Here is a 17,322-nt window from a genome sequence, read left to right as displayed (position 1 = left end):
TTTCCCCCGAGTCCCGCTTTTTCCCCCCGACATCCCGGGCCCCACTCGTCCGGCGGACCGTTTCACCGACCGATCTTGTCGGGAGCGTGCCACGGAAGCCCTGTGTGCGTCGTATCCTGCTCAAACATTCGCTGCCGAGTGCGGCCGGCAAACGGCACCATCCCCGCCCGATTTCCCGGAAAACCAGCTCGTCAACGACCCTTGACCGAAGTACGCGCCCCACGGGGCGGACAGGCCGTTCGACTGGAGATGCACGTGGCCGGGCGCATCGAGGATTACGCACTCATCGGAGACATGCAGACCGCTGCCCTGGTCTGCCGGGACGGCACAGTCGACTGGCTGTGCCTGCCCCGCTTCGACTCGCACGCCGTGTTCGCGGCCCTGCTCGGTACGGAGGAGCACGGGTTCTGGCGACTCGGCCCCGCGCACCCCGCGGGCAGCACGGCACCACCGGCCACCCGGCGCCGCTACCGCGGTGACTCCCTGATCCTGGAGTCCGAGTGGGACACCCCGCGCGGCACGGTCAGAGTGACCGATTTCATGCCCCCGCGTGACGGAGCGCCCCAGGTGATCCGGATCGTGGAGGGCATCAGCGGCCGGGTGCCGATGCGGTCCGCGCTGCGGATGCGCTTCAGCTACGGGCGGGTCGTGCCGTGGGTCCACAAGGTGGACAACCGCACGGTCGCCGTGGCCGGCCCCGACTCGGTCTGGCTGGACACCGACGCGGAGACGCACGGCAAGGACCTCACGACGTACTCCGACTTCACCGTCGCGCCGGGCGACCGGGTCGCCTTCACGATCAGCTGGCAGCCCTCGCACCACCGGCCGCCGGCGCTGCCCGACCCCGAGGGCTCGCTGGAGGCGACCTCGGACTTCTGGCGCGAGTGGACCGAGCACTGCACGTACCACGGCCCCTACCGGGAGGCCGTCGTCCGCTCGCTGATCACGCTCAAGGCGCTGACGTACGCGCCGACCGGCGGGATCGTCGCCGCGCCCACCACCTCGCTGCCCGAGGAGATCGGCGGCAGCCGGAACTGGGACTACCGCTACACCTGGCTGCGCGACGCGGCGATCACGCTCTCCTCGCTGCTGCGCACCGGCTACCGCGAGGAGGCCCGCGCCTGGCGCGAGTGGCTGCTGCGCTCGGTCGCCGGGGACCCGGAGAACCTCCAGATCATGTACGGCATCGCCGGTGAGCGGGAGCTGGGCGAGGCGGAGCTGGACTGGCTGCCGGGATACGAGAACTCCGGCCCCGTCCGGGTCGGCAACGGCGCGGCGCACCAGCTCCAGCTGGATGTGTACGGCGAGGTCACCGAGGCGCTGCACCTGGCGCACATGACCGGCCTGGCCCGCAACGACTACGCCTCGGTCCTCCAGCTCAAGCTGATCCAGTACCTGGAGAAGCACTGGGACCAGCCGGACGAGGGCATCTGGGAGGTCCGCGGACCGCGCCGGCACTTCGTGCACTCGAAGGTCATGGCGTGGGTCGCGGTCGACCGCACGATCAAGCTGATCGAGTCCGGGGACGCCGACGGGCCGCTGGAGCGCTGGCGCGTGATGCGCGACGACATCCACCGCGATGTCTGCGAGAAGGGGTACGACAAGGAGCGGAACACCTTCACGCAGTCCTACGGCTCGCAGGAGCTGGACGCGTCGCTGCTGCTCATCCCGCAGATGGGCTTCCTGCCGCCGGACGACAAGCGGGTCATCGGCACGATCGAGGCGATCCAGCGCGAGCTGTCCACCGAGGACGGCTTCGTGCTGCGCTACCCGACCTCGGGCGAGGACGAGGGCGTCGACGGCCTGGCGGGCGACGAGGGCGCGTTCCTGGCGTGCTCGTTCTGGCTGGCCGACGACCTGGCGATGATCGGCCGCGTCGACGAGGCCCGCAAGCTCTTCGAGAAGCTGCTGTCGCTCCGTAACGACCTGGGGCTGCTGGCCGAGGAGTGGGACTCCAAGCGCCAGCGCCAGGTGGGCAACTTCCCGCAGGCGTTCAGCCATGTGCCACTGATCGACACGGCGCTGCGACTGACGGCGTCGGGGGCGTACGGGGGCTGACCCGGGGCGGGTCGCCTCCCGGCGAGGGGCCGTGGCCCGTCTTGGGCTCGGCCCGGTTCGTACCTGCGGGGTCGCCTCCCGGCGAGGGGCCGTGGTTTGTCTTGGGCTCGGCCCGGTGCACACCTGCGGGTTGTCGCCGGGTGCCCCTCCGGGGGCGGGGTCGCCTCCCGGCGGGGGGCCGTGGTCCGTCTTGGGCTCGGCCCGGCACGTACCTGCGGGTTGTCGCCGGGTGCCCCTCCGGGGGCACATGCCCGGACTGCACGATTTACGCCGCGTGCGGGCCGGTACGCAGGGCGCGGGTTTCGTTCAGCGGCACAAATCGCGCTTTACGTCCGGACACATACCCCCTGCGGTGCCCCCTTCACCACCCGTCACAGACCCACCCGCCCCGGCCCAGGACGGGTTGTTTGCGCGCGAGCCGACCACCTACCGGAGGGGGCCGGGGTCGCAGGAGGTGACGTCCCCGGATGTAGAGCGTGATTTGTGCCGCTGAACGCACCCGCAGTCAAAGAACGCCGCCGCACGCGGCGTAAATCATGCATCCGGGGATGCGCCTCCGGAGTGCCCCGGCCCCCGGCACCGCGTGCACCGGCCGTACAGCACCCACCCGGCCCACGGCCCCTCGCCGGAAGGCGACCCCGCCCCGGCCCCCGGCACCGGACCCAACCGGCCGGACCCCGCACCCACCCGGCCCACGGTCCCTAGCCGGGAGGCGACCCCGCCGGGAGGCGAAGCGCCGCCAGTTCGTCGTAGATGGCCAGCACCTGCGCGATCGTCTCGTCCTCCGTCGGCCACGTCGCGGCCTGCGCGCGGCCACGGGCCGCCAGTCGGTGCCGGTGGTCCGGGTCGCCCAGGAGGCGGGTCACCGCGTCGGACAGGGCGGTGGCGTCGCCGTACGGGACGAGTTCGGCCGCGTCGCCGACGAGTTCGGGGATCGCGCCGACCGCCGTGGCGACCAGCGGTACCCCCAGCCGCAGCGCCTCCTGCGCCAGGACGGAGCGGGCCTCCCAGCGGCTGGCAAGGACGGCGACATCCGCGGCGGCGAGGAGTTCGGAGATGTCGTCGCGCCGGCCCACGAGCTGAACGGGCAGCTCCTCGTTCTCGATCCGGCGCTGGAGCCGGCCCCGCTCCCGGCCCTCGCCCGCGATGGTGAGCAGCGGTACGGGGTCGCGACGGCGCCAGGCGCGGGCCGCGTCGAGGAGGGTGTCGTACCCCTGGTCGGGGACGAGGCTGCCGACGGCCATGAGTAACGGCCGCTCCACGGCGCCGAGTTCGGCGCGGGCCTTGTTCTCGTGGGCGTCGGCCGTGGCCCGCGGCGGCGCCGGTACGGCGACCGCCGCGAGCCGCGCGTCCCGCGCGCCTCTGCCGCGGGCCCGGTCGACCAGCTCGGAGGTCGTTCCGAGCACCACGTCCGCCGCCCTGACGGCCCGTCGCTCCAGCAGCCCCGTCAGCCGCGCGCGCGGCCCTTCGGTGTGCGCGCGGGTGTGCCAGGTGACGACCAGCGGCACCCGCAGACCGGCGAGCGCGAGCGCGGTCCGTACGGCGGCGTGCAGTCCGTGCGCGTGCACCACGTCCGCTCCGGCGCACGCGGCGCGCAGCGCCGTGAGAGCTGTCGGATCGCCGCGCCGGGGTACGGGCACATGGTGCGCGCCGGCGCCGCCGAAGTCATGGGCGCGGTCGAGTTCGACGGGGGCGCACACGGTCACGCGTACGCCCCTGGCGACCAGTCCGGCCGCCAGTGACCGGACATGCGCGCCGCTGCCCGCGCTGCCGCCGCCCAGCACCTGGACCGTACGCAGCTGAGTCACGTGGCCAGGCTCCTGGGGGAAGGTCGGAACGGAGATACCTCTCAAGGATGCCAGCCCGTAAGGGCGTTCCGGCACCACTGGAGGCGTCGCTTCCTGCGCCGGCCACCCCGGCTCCGCGCCCCGGATCACTCACACGGGTGAACGCACGCGAAGGCCGACCCTGTCACCGTACGCTGTCCGGGCGACAACTCCCAGTGCCTGAACGGTCATCCGGCCACGGGTCCGCGCCTACGCGTCCGCCCGCGCCGTCGCCAGCAGCTCCTCCGCGTGCGCCCGCGCCGTCTCCGAGTCCTCCTGCCCCGCCAGCATCCGCGACAGCTCCCGTACGCGCTCCTCGCCCTCCAGGACCGTCACCCCCGACCGCGTCACCGCGCCGTCCACGGTCTTCTCTACGAGGAGTTGCCGGTCGGCGAAGGCCGCGACCTGCGGCAGGTGCGTGACCACCACCACCTGCGCGGTCCTGGCGAGCTTCGCGAGCCGCCGGCCGACCTCGACCGCCGCCTTGCCGCCGACGCCCGCGTCGACCTCGTCGAAGAGGTACGTCGGTACGGGGTCGGAGCCGGCGAAGACGACCTCGACGGCGAGCATCACCCGCGACAGCTCACCCCCGGACGCCCCCTTCGCGATGGGGCGGGGCTGCGCGCCGGGGTGCGGGGCGAGGAGCAGCTCGACCTCGTCGACGCCGTGCGGCCCGTACGCCACCGAGCGGCCCGCCACCTCGACGCCGGTCCGCTCGTCCGCCTCGGTCTGCCGGATGTCGAAGGACACGCGCGCGTGCGGCATCGCCAGCGATGCCAGCTCCGCCGTGACGTCCCGCGCGAAGCGCGCCGCCGCCTCGGTGCGCGCGTCGGTCAGCGCCTCGGCGAGGCCGGAAAGCTCCGTCCGCAGGGTCGTGTGTTCGGCCGCCAGCCCGGCGATCCGGTCGTCGTCGCCCTCCAGCTCGGTCAGCCGGGCGGCGCTCGTCTCCGCCCAGGCCAGTACGGCGGCGATGTCCGCGCCGTACTTGCGGGTGAGCCCGGTGAGCGCGGCCCGGCGCTCCTCCACCGCGGCGAGCCGCAGCGGATCGGCGTCCAGATTGTCCGCGTAACCGGAGAGTTCGCCCGCCACGTCGGCGAGCAGGATGGCGATCTCCCCCATCCGTTCCGCGAGCCCGGCGAGCGCCGGGTCGTGCGCCCGTACGGCGTCCAGCGCGCGGCCGGCGCCGCCGACGAGCGTGGTCGCGTCGACGGCCTCGGGGTCCTCGGGGTGCCCGGCGAGCGCGGCGTGCGCGACGGACGCGGCGGAGGCGAGGGCCTCGGCGTGGCCGAGCCGCTCGGCCTCGGCGGCGAGTTCGGTGTCCTCCCCCGCGACCGGCTCGACGTCCGCGATCTCGGTCAGCCCGAAGCGCAGCAGATCGGCCTCCTGCGCCCGCTCGCGCGCCCGCGTGGTCAGGGTCTCCAGCTCGGTGGCGACGGCCCGCAGCCGCCGGTAGGCCGTCGTGTACGCCGTGAGGGGGACGGCGACGGCGTCGCCCGCGTACCGGTCGAGCGCCTTGCGCTGCCTGGCGGGCCGCAGCAGCCCCTGCTGGTCGGTCTGGCCGTGCACGGCGACCAGGTCCTCCGCCAGCTCGGCCAGCACCCCCATGGGCACCGCGCGTCCGCCGAGGTGCGCGCGCGAGCGCCCCTCGGCCGAGACGGTCCTGCTGATCAGCAGCGCGCCGTCGTCCAGCTCCGCGCCCGCCTCCTCGGCGCGCCGGGCCGCGGGCGCGTCGGGGGCCATCGTGACCCGCCCCTCCACGACCGCCGACTTCGCGCCGATCCGCACCAGGGCGGGGTCGGCCCGTCCGCCGAGCAGCAGCCCGAGGCTGGTGACGACCATGGTCTTGCCCGCGCCGGTCTCACCGGTCACCGCCGTGAAGCCGGGTGACAGCTCCACCACGGCGTCGTCGATGACTCCGAGCGACCGTATCCGCATCTCCTCCAACACGGTGATGACCATACGAGGTCCGGGAGCCGCCGTGCGACGGCGCCCCACCCCCGGTTCCCGCCCGGTTCCCCCGGCCGGCCCGGTCCCCGGGGCCCACCCCTCCGGTACATACACGGTGGAATCAGACCGAAACCACCCGCTCGTGCGACATGCGTGCGATGTCCGCTCAGTGCGGCGCGCCGCGCCACCCCTGCACCGGCAGCGCGAACTTCGCCACCAGCCGGTCGGTGAACGACGCGTGGTGCAGCCGCGCGAGCCGTACGGGCGTGGCTCCGCGCCGTACCTCCACGCGCGAACCGGGCGGCAGCTCGATGGTCCTGCGCCCGTCGCACCACAGGACGCCATTGGGCGTGTCCGGCTGGATCTCCACGGCGAGCGTCGTGGTCGGCGAGGTCACCAGCGGCTTCGCGAAGAGCGCGTGCGCGCTGATCGGCACCATCAGCAGCGCCTCGACGTCCGGCCAGACGACCGGACCGCCGGCCGAGAAGGCGTACGCGGTCGACCCGGTGGGGGTGGCGCAGACGATGCCGTCGCAGCCGAAGCCGGTGACGGGCCGCTCGTCGATCTCCAGGACGACTTCGAGCATCCGCTCGGGCGACACCTTCTGCACGGCGGCCTCGTTGAGCGCCCAGTCCCGGTGAATGATGTCGCCGTTGCTGCGGACGACGACATCGATGGTCATCCGCTCCTCGACCTCATACGCACGAGTGACGACACGTTCGACGACCTTGTCCAGATCGTCCCGTTCGGCCTCGGCGAGGAAGCCGACCCTGCCCAGGTTGACCCCGAGCATCGGGACGCCGGAGGCGCGGGCGAACGCGGCGCCGCGCAGCAGCGTGCCGTCGCCGCCGAGCACGATGAGCAGTTCACAGCCGGTGAGCGCGTCGGGGATGGCCTCGGGCACGGTCTCGACCGAGGACGGCAGCGGCAGATCGGCGGCCTCCATGGCGAGCACCCGCACGCCGAGGCCGTTGCGCAGCAGCCCTTCCACCACGAGTTCGGCGCTGCGGATCGCCGCGGGCCTGCCGGTGTGGGCCACCATGAAGACGGTCCGGTCGGACGGGGCGGGCTTCGGAGCGGTCACTGAAGTGGTCAACGGGGTCCCTCCGCCACTGCGCGGTCGACATCGGCCGGGTCCAGCTCGGGCGCCCCGGCACGGAGCCACAGAAAGTACTCGACATTCCCGGAGGGTCCGGGCAGCGGGCTGGCGGTGACGCCCCGGGCGCCGAGCCCGAGTTCACCCGCCTTGCGCGCCACTGTCCTGACCGCTTCGGCACGCAGTTCGGGGCTGCGCACGACGCCTCCGCTGCCGAGGCGCTCCTTGCCCACCTCGAACTGCGGCTTGACCATCAGCACGAGATCGGCGTCGGGGGCGGTGCAACGCACCAGCGCGGGCATGACCACCCCCAGCGGAATGAACGACAGATCCCCTACGACAAGATCCACGGGCTCCCCTTCGATCGCTTCCAACGTCAACTCACGTACGTTCGTACGGTCCTTGACGGTGACGCGTTCATCGCTCTGCAACGACCAGGCGAGTTGTCCGTATCCGACGTCCACGGCGACGACCTGACGCACCCCGGCGCGGAGCAGGACATCCGTGAAACCACCGGTGGAGGCACCGGCGTCGAGGGCCCGCCGGCCGCGTACCTCCAGGCCGAGCGGCATGAAGACGGCGAGCGCGCCGGCGAGTTTGTGCCCGCCGCGCGAGACGTAGTCGGGGTCGCCGTCGTCGGCCTTGACGACGACGGCGGCGCTGGTCTCCACCTGGGTGGCGGGTTTGGTCGCGGTGGCGCCGCCGACCGTCACCCGGCCCGCGGCGATCAGCTGGCTCGCGTGCTCACGCGAGCGTGCGAGGTTACGGCGTACCAGCTCGGCATCGAGACGGCGGCGTGCCAGTCCAGCCACGTTCGGTTCAGCTCCTGTGGTCGTACGAGGGAAGTCACCGGGGCGCCGGCTGTCCCTGAGGTGCCGGGTGTCCCTGGGGTGCCGGGCGGGCGTCGAGCGCGGTCAGCGCCTCGCGCAGCCCCCGGTGTACATCCTCGTACACCTCGGCGTGGGCGTCGGCGGGGAGGTGGTCGGCGTCGGCCAGCCGTGCCAGCCGCTCGTCCACCCCGGGATGGCCGGTCGGGGTGCGCGCCACGCCGAGGGGGCGCGGCGGAACCGGTTCGTACGGGTCGCTCATGCCGGAACGCTACCGCGAAGCCCTGCGGTAACGTCGGGCGTGATGGCAACGAAGGAGGAGTGCCGCGGCGCACTCGACAAGCTCTCCGAAAGTCTGGCGCGGGCGGACGGCAAGGTCCGCACCGCCGCCGGGTTCGACCGTTCGCTCAGCTGCCACATCACCGATCTGGACGTGACGTTCACCGGGCGGCTGGTGGACGGCGTGATCGAGGTGGCCGACTCGGCGGCCGGACCGCCGCGGGAAAAGGCGGAGATCCGGCTCGCCATGGCGGGGGACGATCTGGTGGCGCTGGTTGACGGCCGGTTGAATTTCGCCCGCGCGTGGGGCTCGGGGCGGGTCAGGCTGGAGGCGGGGTTCCGCGATCTGCTGCGGCTGAGATCGCTGCTCTAGCCGCCTGGACGGCGGCCTCAGGCCCGGTCGGAGACGGCCTCGGCGGTGGCTTCGGGCGCGGCTTCGGGCGCGGCTTCGGGCGCGGCTTCGGGCGCGGCTTCGGCCGTATCCGGTACGACGGAATCCGCCGCCGCCTCCTCGCGCTTCGCCCGCCGTGCCCGCGACGCCGGTACGACCAGGGGCGTGCCCGTCTCGGGGTCGTCGATGACCTGGCAGCGCAGCCCGAACACCTCCTCGACCCGGTCCGCCGTCACGACCTCGGCCGGAGTGCCCTCCGCGACGATCCGCCCGTCGCGCATCGCGATGAGGTGGGTCGCGTACCGCGCCGCGTGGTTGAGGTCGTGGAGTACGGCGACGAGCGTACGGCCCTGGGTCTCGTGCAGTTCGGCGCAGAGGTCGAGCACATCGATCTGGTGCTGGATGTCCAGGAAGGTGGTGGGCTCGTCCAGCAGCAGCAGCGGCGTCTGCTGGGCGAGGGCCATGGCGATCCAGACGCGCTGGCGCTGACCGCCCGACAGTTCGTCGACATAGCGACCGGCCAGCTCCCCGACGCCGGTCGCCTCCATCGACTCGCCGACAATGCGTTCGTCGTCGGGCGACCACTGGCGCAGCAGTCCCTGGTGCGGGTAACGGCCGCGGGCCACCAGGTCGGCGACGGTGATGCCGTCGGGCGCGATGGAGGACTGCGGCAGCAGGCCGAGCGTCCTGGCGACCTTCTTCGCCGGCATCGAGTGGATGACCGAGCCGTCGAGCAGGACCCGCCCGGCGGACGGCTTGAGCATCCGGGAGAGCGCGCGCAGCAAGGTGGACTTGCCGCAGGCGTTCGGGCCGACGATCACGGTGAACGAGTGGTCGGGTATCTCGACGGACAGATCGCTGGCGATGATCCGCTGGTCGTAGCCGAGGGTCACCGATTCCGCGGTGAGGCGCTGCATGGTCGTACTCCTGGTGTCCACGGGGTCCATCTGTTCCGGTTCTCCCTGCCTGGCCGTCATCCGCGTCGGGTCGTCCGCGTCGAGTCCCGCTCTCCCGGCTCCGCCGGGCCCGGCACCGTCATACCCTGCCCGCCTTCCGCTCGGTGACGAGCAGCCAGAGCAGATAACAGCCGCCGAGCACCCCCGTCACGACACCGACGGGCAGTTGCCGCTCGCCGAACGCCGACGTGGCGATCCAGTCGGCGGCGAGCGTCAGCAGCGCGCCCATGACGGCGGCGGCGCCCAGGTTGGGGCCCGGGGAGCGGGTGAGCCTGCGGGCCAGCTGAGGGGCGCTCAGCGCGACGAAGGCGATGGGGCCCGCGGCGGCGGTCGCCGCGGCGACCAGCAGCACGGCGGACGCCATCAGGACGATCCGGGTGCGCTCGACCCGTACCCCCAGCGCGTGCGCCGCGTCGTCGCCCATCTCCAGCAGCCGCAGCGGCCGTCCGTACGCCAGGATCAGCGGTACGAGTACGGCGCAGACCGCGAGCAGCGGCCGGAACTGCGCCCAGTCGCGCCCGTCGAGCGAGCCGGTCATCCAGAGCACGGCGCGGGTCGCGTCGACCAGATTCGCCTTGGTGACCAGGTACTGGTTGACGGCGGTGAGCACCGCGGCCACCCCGATCCCGACGAGCACCAGCCGGTAGCCGTGCACCCCGCGCCGCCAGGCGAGCAGATAGACCCCGGCGCCGGTCGCCAGACCGCCGACGATCGCGCCGCCCGCGACGGCGGCCGGTCCACCGTGCAGAAGGACGATCACACACAGCGCGCCAACGGACGCGCCCTGTCCGAAACCGATCACATCCGGGCTGCCGAGCGCGTTGCGGGTGACCGACTGGAAGACCGCGCCGCTGATCCCGAGGGCCGCCCCGACCAGCAGCCCCACCAGCGCGCGCGGCAGCCGCAGATCGTTGACGATGAACTCCTGCGCCGGGGTGCCGTTCCCGGCGAGCGTGGCCAGCACCTCACCGGGCGACATCGGGTAGTCCCCGCTGCCGATCAGCACGACCCCGGCGGCGAGTACGGCCACCAGCAGCGCCGCCGTCACCAGGACGGCCCGCCGGTCGACACGCAGCGAGAGCCCGCCGCCGGTCCTGAAGGCGCGGATGCCGGGCGCGACCGAGGCGGCGGCCGGGGACGTGGCCGCGGGCTTCTCCCGGGTACGGGTGCTCGGGGTCACAGCTGGGCCATCCTCTTGCGGCGTACGAGCTGGATGAACACGGGTCCGCCGATCAGCGCGGTGACGATACCGACCTGGAGTTCGGAGGGCCTGGCGACGATCCGGCCGACCACGTCGGAACCCAGCAGCAGCACGGGCGACAGGACTGCGGCGTACGGCAGGACCCAGCGCATGTCGGGTCCGGTGAGCGAGCGGACCAGATGAGGCACCATCAGCCCGATGAAGACGATCGGCCCGCAGGCCGCCGTCGCGGCGCCGCACAGCAGGGTGATGGCGGCCATCGCGAGCACGCGCGTACGGGCCGGACTCGCGCCCAGCGCGCGGGCGGTCTCGTCACCCATCTCCAGCGCGTTCAGCGGCCGGGCGATCAGCAGGGTGAGCAGCACGCCGACGGCGATGAAGGGCCACACCTTCCCCACGGTCGGCATATCGGCCGAGGCGAGCGACCCGACGGTCCAGAAGCGCAGCCGGTCAAGCGCCGCGGAGTCCAGCAGCTGTACGGCGTTGACGTACCCGAACAGCGCGGCGGTCATGGCCGTACCGGCCAGCGCGAGCCGTACAGGTGTGGCGCCGCGACTGCCGCCGAGGACGTAGACGAGGACCGAGACGACCGCCGCGCCCAGGAAGGCGAACCACACATAGCCGGTGAGCGAGGTGACGCCGAGAAAGCTGATGGCGGAGACGACCGCGGCTGCGGCGCCCGCGTTGACGCCGAGCAGCCCCGGCTCGGCCAGCGGGTTACGGGTGAGGGCCTGCATGACGGCCCCGGCGAGCCCGAGGGCGCAGCCGACGAGTAGTCCGAGGACGGTCCTGGGCAGCCGGACATCGGCCACGATGACATCGTCCCCGGTGCCGGTGGAGTGGAACAGGCCGTGCCACACAGCGTCGAGGGGAACCGGTTTGGCGCCGATCGCGACGCTCGCGACGCATACCAGCAGCAGCACGGCGACGGCGAGGAGCAGGCCCGCGGCGCGGGCGGCAGCGCGGCGCGCGGGGGGCGGTTCGGCGGGGATCGCTTCCGCGCCGGGCTCGGTGGGACTGTCTAGCAACACCAGGTTAGGTTAGCCTACCCTCGCATTCCGTCCCCTCTCGGGCCATACCCGAGGACCGCCGCGCGGAACACCCGCGTGCGGAGAGTGCCCCCAAGAGAGAGGTGTTCCCCGTGACCGACGCACCGTTCCAGTTCTTCGTCGTCGAGGTGCTCCGCACGGAGCGCGTCACCCCCGCCATGATCCGCGTCGTCCTCGGCGGCCCCACCGTCTCCCGGATGGCCTCGGCCGGCCGCGACCAGCGCGTCAAACTGCTCTTCCCGCAGGCCGGTCAGAGCGAACCCGTCATGCCGGACACGACGCGGGCCGACTGGTACGACGCGTACCGCGAGATGGACCCGGCCGTCCGCGCCATCATGCGTACGTACACGGTGCGCGAGCTGCGCCACGGCCCGGACGAGGACGAGCTGGTCATCGACTTCGCGCTGCACGGCGGCGACGGCGGTGACGGCGGCACCCCGGCCGGGCCCGCCACCCGCTGGGTCCGCGCGGCGGCCCCCGGCGACCGGATCGGTGTCCTCGCCCCGGTCCACGAGGAGAACGCCGGGTACGACTTCCGGCCGCCGGAGGACACCGACTGGGTCCTGCTGACCGCCGACGACTCGGCGCTCCCCGCCGTCGCCGCCATCCTCGAAACCCTCCCGCCGGGCATGCCCGCCCGGGTCTGGGTCGAGGTCCACGACCGGGCGGACCGCCAGGAACTCGCCACGAAGGCCGACGCCGAGATCACCTGGCTCGTACCGAACCCCGCGACCACCGTGACCACCGCCGAAGCCGTCCGCACCGCCGAACTGCCGGCCGGCACCCCGTACGCCTGGATCGCCGGGGAGTCCGCGACCGTCAGGACCGTACGCCGCCATCTCGTCGGCGAACGCGGCCTCGACCGCAGGCGGGTCAAGTTCAGCGGCTACTGGCGGAGCGGCACCTCCGAGGACCACCTGCTGAACACCGGAGAGCCGGCGTAGAGCACAAGGCTCCGGCGCGGGTACCGACGCGGGGCGGCGCGGGGCGGCGCGGAATCAAGCGCCGCCCCACCCAGGCCAGGCCGGCTCAGCTCAGAGCCCGAGCCGCGCCAGTGCCTTCCCCGCGTCCCGCGCGCACGCGCCGTCCCCCGCGTCCGTCCAGGCCGCCGCGCACAGCGCCCGCAGCCCGTCCAGCGGCTCACCGTCTCCGTCGAGCACCAGCGCGTCCCCGACGACGGAGGCGGTCCAGCCGCCGCAGCCGAACCCGCCGCCCGGCCCCTCGGTGACCTCCGGCTGCCCGGTCAGCAGCCCGCGCAGATCCGCGTCGACATACGTCGGCCGGTGCCGGGGCTCGGCGGCAAGCAGCCCCGCCCCGTCCGTCACCCCGGTCAGCACCAGCAGCGAGTCGACCCCGCCGTTGAACGCGCCCTCGATGTCCGTGTCCAGCCGGTCGCCGACCACCAGCGCCCGCCGTGCCCCCGTCCGCAGGATCGTCTCCCGGTGCATCGGGGGCAGCGGCTTCCCCGCCACCTGCGGCTCGGCGCCCGTAGCGATCCGTACGACCTCGACGGCCGCGCCGTTGCCGGGCATGATCCCCCGCGCGCTGGGAATCGTCAGATCCGTGTTGGACGCGAACCACGGCACCCCATGGTTGATCGCGTAGCAGGCCTCGGCGAACCGCCCCCACGCCAGCTCGGGGCCGCCGTACCCCTGCACCACGGCGGCCGGTCCTTCGTCCGCCGACTCCACCGGTACGAGCCCGCGCTCGCGCAGCGCGACCCGCAGCCCCTCACCGCCGATGACCAGCACCTTCGACCCGGCGGGGAACTGCTCGGAGATCAGCCGGGCGACCGCCTGGGCCGAGGTGATCACCTCGTCGGGCTCGGCAGGAACGCCGAGTTCGGTCAGATGCTCCGCGACGGCGACCGGCGGACGCAGGGCGTTGTTCGTCACGTACGCGAGACGCATCCCGCCGCCCCGGGCCGTACGGAGCGACTCCACCGCGTACGCGATGGCCTCCCCGCCCGCGTAGACCACCCCGTCGAGATCGAGCAGGGCGGTGTCGTACGCCTCGTTCAGCGCGGTGGCACTCCCGCCCGGCCTGGTCCTGCTCTGCTGGCTCATCCTTCGTACGCTCCTCGCTGGGGACTTCTCCCACGATCATCCCCCATCACCTGTCGCACACATACGATGCGTCAATGAACACAACAGGTCCCGCGGACAAGGGGCTGCGGCTGATTCCGTTCAGCGGGCTGCGGTACGTCCCCGAGCGGGTCGGCAGTCTGTCGGCGGTGACCTCGCCGCCGTACGACGTGGTGGTCAGGCCCGACGGACTGGACGAGCTGGAGTCGGCGGACCCGTACAACATCGTCCGGCTGATCCTGCCGCAGGCCGCCACGGCCGAGGAGCGGCACGGGCAGGCGGCGCGGACCCTGCGCCGGTGGCGGGCGGAGGGCGTGCTCGCCCCCGATCCGGAACCGGCGCTGTACGTGTACGAGCAGCGCCGGGGCGACATGCTGCAACGGGGCGTCATCGGGGCGCTGGCGCTCTCCGCGCCGGCGGACGGGATCGTGCTGCCCCACGAGGACGTGATGCCCGATGTCGTCGCGGACCGTGCCGCGTTGATGCGGACCACCGCCGCGAATCTGGAACCGCTGCTGCTGACGTACCGGAGCGATCCCGCACCCACCACCACCCCGGCGTCGACCGGCTCAGCGACCGGCACCGCAGCCGTCATCGAGCGCGCTCTGCGCCGCCCCCCGCTCCTCACCACGACCACGGAGGACGGTTTCCACCACCGGCTGTGGTCGGTCACCGACCCCGGCGAACTCGCCGAGATCTCCGGCGATCTCGCCCACCACCAGGCCCTGATCGCCGACGGCCACCACCGCTGGGCGACCTATCTGCGGCTGGGCGCCGAACACGCGGAGGCGTGCGGGCACAGCCTGTCGGACCCGGCCGGTCCGGCGGACCCGACGAGCGCGGCCGACCCGTGGGGATACGGGCTGGTCCTGCTGATCGACACGGCCCGCTACCCCCTCCAGGTCCGCGCCATCCACCGGCTGCTCCGCCAACTCCCGGTCGGACGCGCGCTGGAGGCCCTCGCAGGCGCATTCCGGGTGCGTACGGTCGAGGGCCCGCTGCCCCGGGCCCTGGAGACCCTGGCCGCGGCGGCCGGCACGGGAAACGCGTTCCTGCTCGCCGGGGACGGCCGCTTCCACCTGGTCGACCGCCCGGACGAGGAGCTGCTGACGCGTACGGTACGGGCCGACCGGCCGCCGGCGTGGCGTCGGCTGGACGCCACGGTCCTGCACGCCACCCTGCTCGACCACATCTGGCGGATCCCGGACACCCCGGAGCACATCGCCTACATCCATGACGCCGAGGCCGCGGTCGCCCAGGCGGAACGCCACGGCGGTACGGCGGTCCTGCTGCACCCGGTGCGCGAGGAGGTCGTACGGGACCTGGCCCGCCAGGGCGTCACCATGCCCCGCAAGTCGACGTCGTTCGGCCCGAAGCCGGCGACGGGACTGGTACTGCGCGACCTCTCGACGGACTGACCGCGAGAGCGACGCGGCACGACGCCCGGCACGGCGTCGGAGAACAGAAAAGGGGCGGTATCCCTGTCGGTCGGGATACCGCCCCTTTCTCTCTGCTCCGCCTCACTCAGCGGTCGTCGGCGTCCTTGCCGTTGACGCTGTCCGAGCCGTCGACCTCATCGGCCTCATCGGCCTCATCACTCTCGCCGCCGGTCTCGTCCTCGGCCATGGCGTCGACGAATTCGACGCCGTCCAGCTCGGCGAGCCGGTCGGAGGCGTCCGTCGCGCCGTCCTTGTCCGCCTCGACGGTCTTGCCGAACCACTCCCGTGCCTCGTCCTCACGCCCGGCCGACAGAAGGGCGTCGGCGTACGCGTAACGGAGCCGGGCGGTCCAGGGCTGCACGGAGTGCGCCGCCAGCTCGGGGCCCTGAAGGGTCACGATGGCCGCGTCGATCTGGCCCATGTCCCGGCGCGCACCGGCCGCGACGAGCCGCATCTCGACCTGTCCCGCCTTGTCGAGCTTCTGCACCTCGGGCTCACCGGCCATCGCCATCGCCCGCTCGGGACGGCCGAGGCCGCGCTCGCAGTCCGCCATGACGGGCCACAGGTCGACGCTTCCGGTCATCCGCCGCGCCGCCCGGAACTCGGCCAGCGCCTCCGCGTACTTCTGCGTGGCGTACGCGGCGAAGCCGGCCGCCTCGCGTACGGCGGCGACCCGGGAGGCCAGCCGCAGGGCGATACGCGAGTACGCGTACGCCTGCTCGGGGTCCTCGTCGATGAGCTGGGCGACCATGACGAGGTTCTTGGCGACGTCCTCGGCGAGCGTCTTCGGCAGGCTCATCAGCTCCTGGCGCACGCTCTTGTCGATCTCGTCGCCGGTGACGTCCTCCGGAATCGGCAGCCGCTTGATCGGCTCCCGGTCCCGGTCCCGGTCGTCACGGCGCTCGTAGCCGCCGCCACCACCGCGGTTGTCGTCCCGCCCGCGGTACCCGCCACCGGTGGGCCGGCCGCCACGGTCGTCACGACGGGGGCCCCCGGTACGGGGACGGTCGTCGCGCCGGTCGTCACGCCGGTCGTCGCGGCGGAAGCCACCACCGGTGGGACGGTCGTCACGTCGGTCATCCCGACGGTCGTCACGGCGGAAGCCACCACCGGTCGGACGGTCATCCCGACGGAAACCGCCACCGCTGGGACGGTCGTCACGACGGAAACCGCCGCCACCGGCCGGACGGTCGTCGCGACGAGGGCCGCCGGTACGCGGACGGTCATCACGACGGGGACCATCGGTACGAGGACCATCGGTACGGGGGCGGTCGTCGCGACGCGCATACCCACCGCCGGCCGGCCGATCGTCACGGCGCGGACCACTGGGCCGGTCGTCACGCCGGTCGTCACGCCGGTCGTCACGCCGGTCGTCACGCCGGTCGTCGCGGCGGAAGCCACCACCGGTGGGACGGTCGTCACGTCGGTCGTCACGACGCGGAGCGCTGCTGGGACGGTCATCCCGACGCGGACCACTGGGACGATCGTCACGCCGGTCATCCCGCCGGTCATCGCGGCGGAAGCCACCACCGGTCGGACGGTCATCACGCCGGAAACCGCCACCGCTGGGACGGTCATCACGACGAGGGCCGCCACTGACGGGCCTGCCGCCACGGTCATCACGACGGGGGCCGTCGGTACGGGGGCGGTCATCGCGACGTGCGTACCCGCCACCACTGGAACCGGAGCCCGATCCCGCACCGGAGTTGGGACGGCCACCGCGGCTGTCACCGCGGCTGTCATCACGACGCGGCCCCGCGGGCCGGCCACCGGACCGGTCGTCGCGCCCACCGCGGAACCCGCCGCCACCGCGATTGTCGTCACGTCGCGGTCCGCGATCGCGATCGTCACGGCCTCCGCGGAAGCCGCCCCGGTCACCGCTGTCACTGCGGCGCGGGTCGCGCTCAGGACGGTCGTCGGAGGAGTTGGGGGACATCTGGTGGGGCTCCTGTCTTCGGGTACCGCAGTCATTCTCGCGCAGTCGGGCTTCCGGTGCGCTTCGAGCAAAAGCAAGGGTACAAAACAAAAAAGACCCCTGGTCCAGCGTGAACGCTGGACCAGGGGTCCATGAAAGATTGTTCGGCGGCGTCCTACTCTCCCACAGGGTCCCCCCTGCAGTACCATCGGCGCTGTGAGGCTTAGCTTCCGGGTTCGGAATGTAACCGGGCG

14 protein-coding genes, 1 rRNA gene and 1 pseudogene are annotated in these 17,322 nt (G+C 73.0%); 4 read left to right on the top strand and 12 right to left on the bottom strand.

Annotated features, from left to right (window positions below):
• The first annotated feature begins 255 nt into the window (after positions 1–255).
• A complete protein-coding gene (locus AB0389_RS30160; protein WP_366398683.1) occupies positions 256–2,058 on the top strand; it encodes a glycoside hydrolase family 15 protein in 1,803 nt (600 codons plus the stop codon).
• 701 nt (positions 2,059–2,759) lie between these two features.
• Here the strand turns inward: AB0389_RS30160 and AB0389_RS30155 are convergent.
• The 5 genes and pseudogenes from AB0389_RS30155 to AB0389_RS30135 all read right to left on the bottom strand — a co-directional run.
• Positions 2,760–3,866, bottom strand: coding sequence for a glycosyltransferase family 4 protein (locus AB0389_RS30155; RefSeq protein ID WP_366398682.1), 1,107 nt, complete (start codon positions 3,864–3,866; stop codon positions 2,760–2,762).
• A gap of 228 nt (positions 3,867–4,094) precedes the next feature.
• A complete protein-coding gene (gene recN / locus AB0389_RS30150; protein WP_366398681.1) occupies positions 4,095–5,843 on the bottom strand; it encodes a DNA repair protein RecN in 1,749 nt (582 codons plus the stop codon).
• Positions 5,844–5,997: 154 nt separating this feature from the next.
• On the bottom strand, positions 5,998–6,927 hold the full coding sequence (locus tag AB0389_RS30145) for an NAD kinase (RefSeq protein WP_366398680.1): 930 nt from the start codon (positions 6,925–6,927) through the stop codon (positions 5,998–6,000).
• A complete protein-coding gene (locus AB0389_RS30140; protein ID WP_366398679.1) occupies positions 6,924–7,739 on the bottom strand; it encodes a TlyA family RNA methyltransferase in 816 nt (271 codons plus the stop codon). Before AB0389_RS30140 ends, AB0389_RS30145 begins: the two co-directional genes overlap by 4 nt.
• Before the next feature lie 34 nt (positions 7,740–7,773).
• Positions 7,774–8,004, bottom strand: a pseudogene (locus AB0389_RS30135) (hypothetical protein); the annotation flags it as partial.
• 54 nt (positions 8,005–8,058) lie between these two features.
• On the opposite strand from AB0389_RS30135, the gene AB0389_RS30130 reads away from it, so the two are divergent.
• Positions 8,059–8,406, top strand: coding sequence for a sterol-binding protein (locus AB0389_RS30130; RefSeq protein WP_366398678.1), 348 nt, complete (start codon positions 8,059–8,061; stop codon positions 8,404–8,406).
• Positions 8,407–8,423: 17 nt separating this feature from the next.
• Here the strand turns inward: AB0389_RS30130 and AB0389_RS30125 are convergent, their stop codons facing one another.
• From AB0389_RS30125 to AB0389_RS30115, 3 genes are all read right to left on the bottom strand, one after another.
• Complete coding sequence (locus tag AB0389_RS30125) at positions 8,424–9,341, bottom strand: ABC transporter ATP-binding protein (RefSeq protein ID WP_366398677.1); 918 nt, start codon at positions 9,339–9,341, stop codon at positions 8,424–8,426.
• A 118-nt stretch (positions 9,342–9,459) separates the two neighbouring features.
• Positions 9,460–10,488, bottom strand: a complete 1,029-nt coding sequence (locus AB0389_RS30120) for an iron chelate uptake ABC transporter family permease subunit (protein ID WP_366398719.1) — start codon at positions 10,486–10,488, stop codon at positions 9,460–9,462.
• Positions 10,489–10,556: 68 nt separating this feature from the next.
• Positions 10,557–11,573, bottom strand: coding sequence for an iron chelate uptake ABC transporter family permease subunit (locus AB0389_RS30115; RefSeq protein ID WP_366398718.1), 1,017 nt, complete (start codon positions 11,571–11,573; stop codon positions 10,557–10,559).
• 149 nt (positions 11,574–11,722) lie between these two features.
• Between AB0389_RS30115 and AB0389_RS30110 the strand changes: the two genes are divergently transcribed.
• Positions 11,723–12,574, top strand: coding sequence for a siderophore-interacting protein (locus tag AB0389_RS30110; RefSeq protein WP_366398676.1), 852 nt, complete (start codon positions 11,723–11,725; stop codon positions 12,572–12,574).
• A 90-nt stretch (positions 12,575–12,664) separates the two neighbouring features.
• Here AB0389_RS30110 and AB0389_RS30105 read toward each other — a convergent pair whose 3' ends face one another.
• On the bottom strand, positions 12,665–13,696 hold the full coding sequence (locus AB0389_RS30105) for an HAD-IIA family hydrolase (protein ID WP_366398675.1): 1,032 nt from the start codon (positions 13,694–13,696) through the stop codon (positions 12,665–12,667).
• 74 nt (positions 13,697–13,770) lie between these two features.
• On the opposite strand from AB0389_RS30105, the gene AB0389_RS30100 reads away from it, so the two are divergent.
• Entirely contained in the window at positions 13,771–15,132 is a 1,362-nt protein-coding gene (locus AB0389_RS30100; protein ID WP_366398674.1) for a DUF1015 domain-containing protein, read from the top strand.
• 106 nt (positions 15,133–15,238) lie between these two features.
• Here AB0389_RS30100 and AB0389_RS30095 read toward each other — a convergent pair whose 3' ends face one another.
• The 3 genes from AB0389_RS30095 to rrf form a co-directional block, all read right to left on the bottom strand.
• Positions 15,239–16,012, bottom strand: coding sequence for a tetratricopeptide repeat protein (locus AB0389_RS30095; RefSeq protein WP_366398717.1), 774 nt, complete (start codon positions 16,010–16,012; stop codon positions 15,239–15,241).
• Positions 15,952–16,806 (bottom strand): hypothetical protein, encoded by an 855-nt coding sequence (locus AB0389_RS30090; protein WP_366398727.1) that lies wholly within the window; start codon positions 16,804–16,806, stop codon positions 15,952–15,954. Before AB0389_RS30090 ends, AB0389_RS30095 begins: the two co-directional genes overlap by 61 nt.
• Before the next feature lie 424 nt (positions 16,807–17,230).
• Positions 17,231–17,322: ribosomal RNA gene (gene rrf / locus AB0389_RS30085) — 5S ribosomal RNA — on the bottom strand; the annotation flags it as partial.

The organism is Streptomyces sp. NPDC093109, from assembly GCF_040701725.1.
GTDB lineage: Bacteria > Actinomycetota > Actinomycetes > Streptomycetales > Streptomycetaceae > Streptomyces.
Note: the sequence above shows the minus strand (reverse complement) of the source record. Positions and strands in the feature narration are given on the sequence as shown.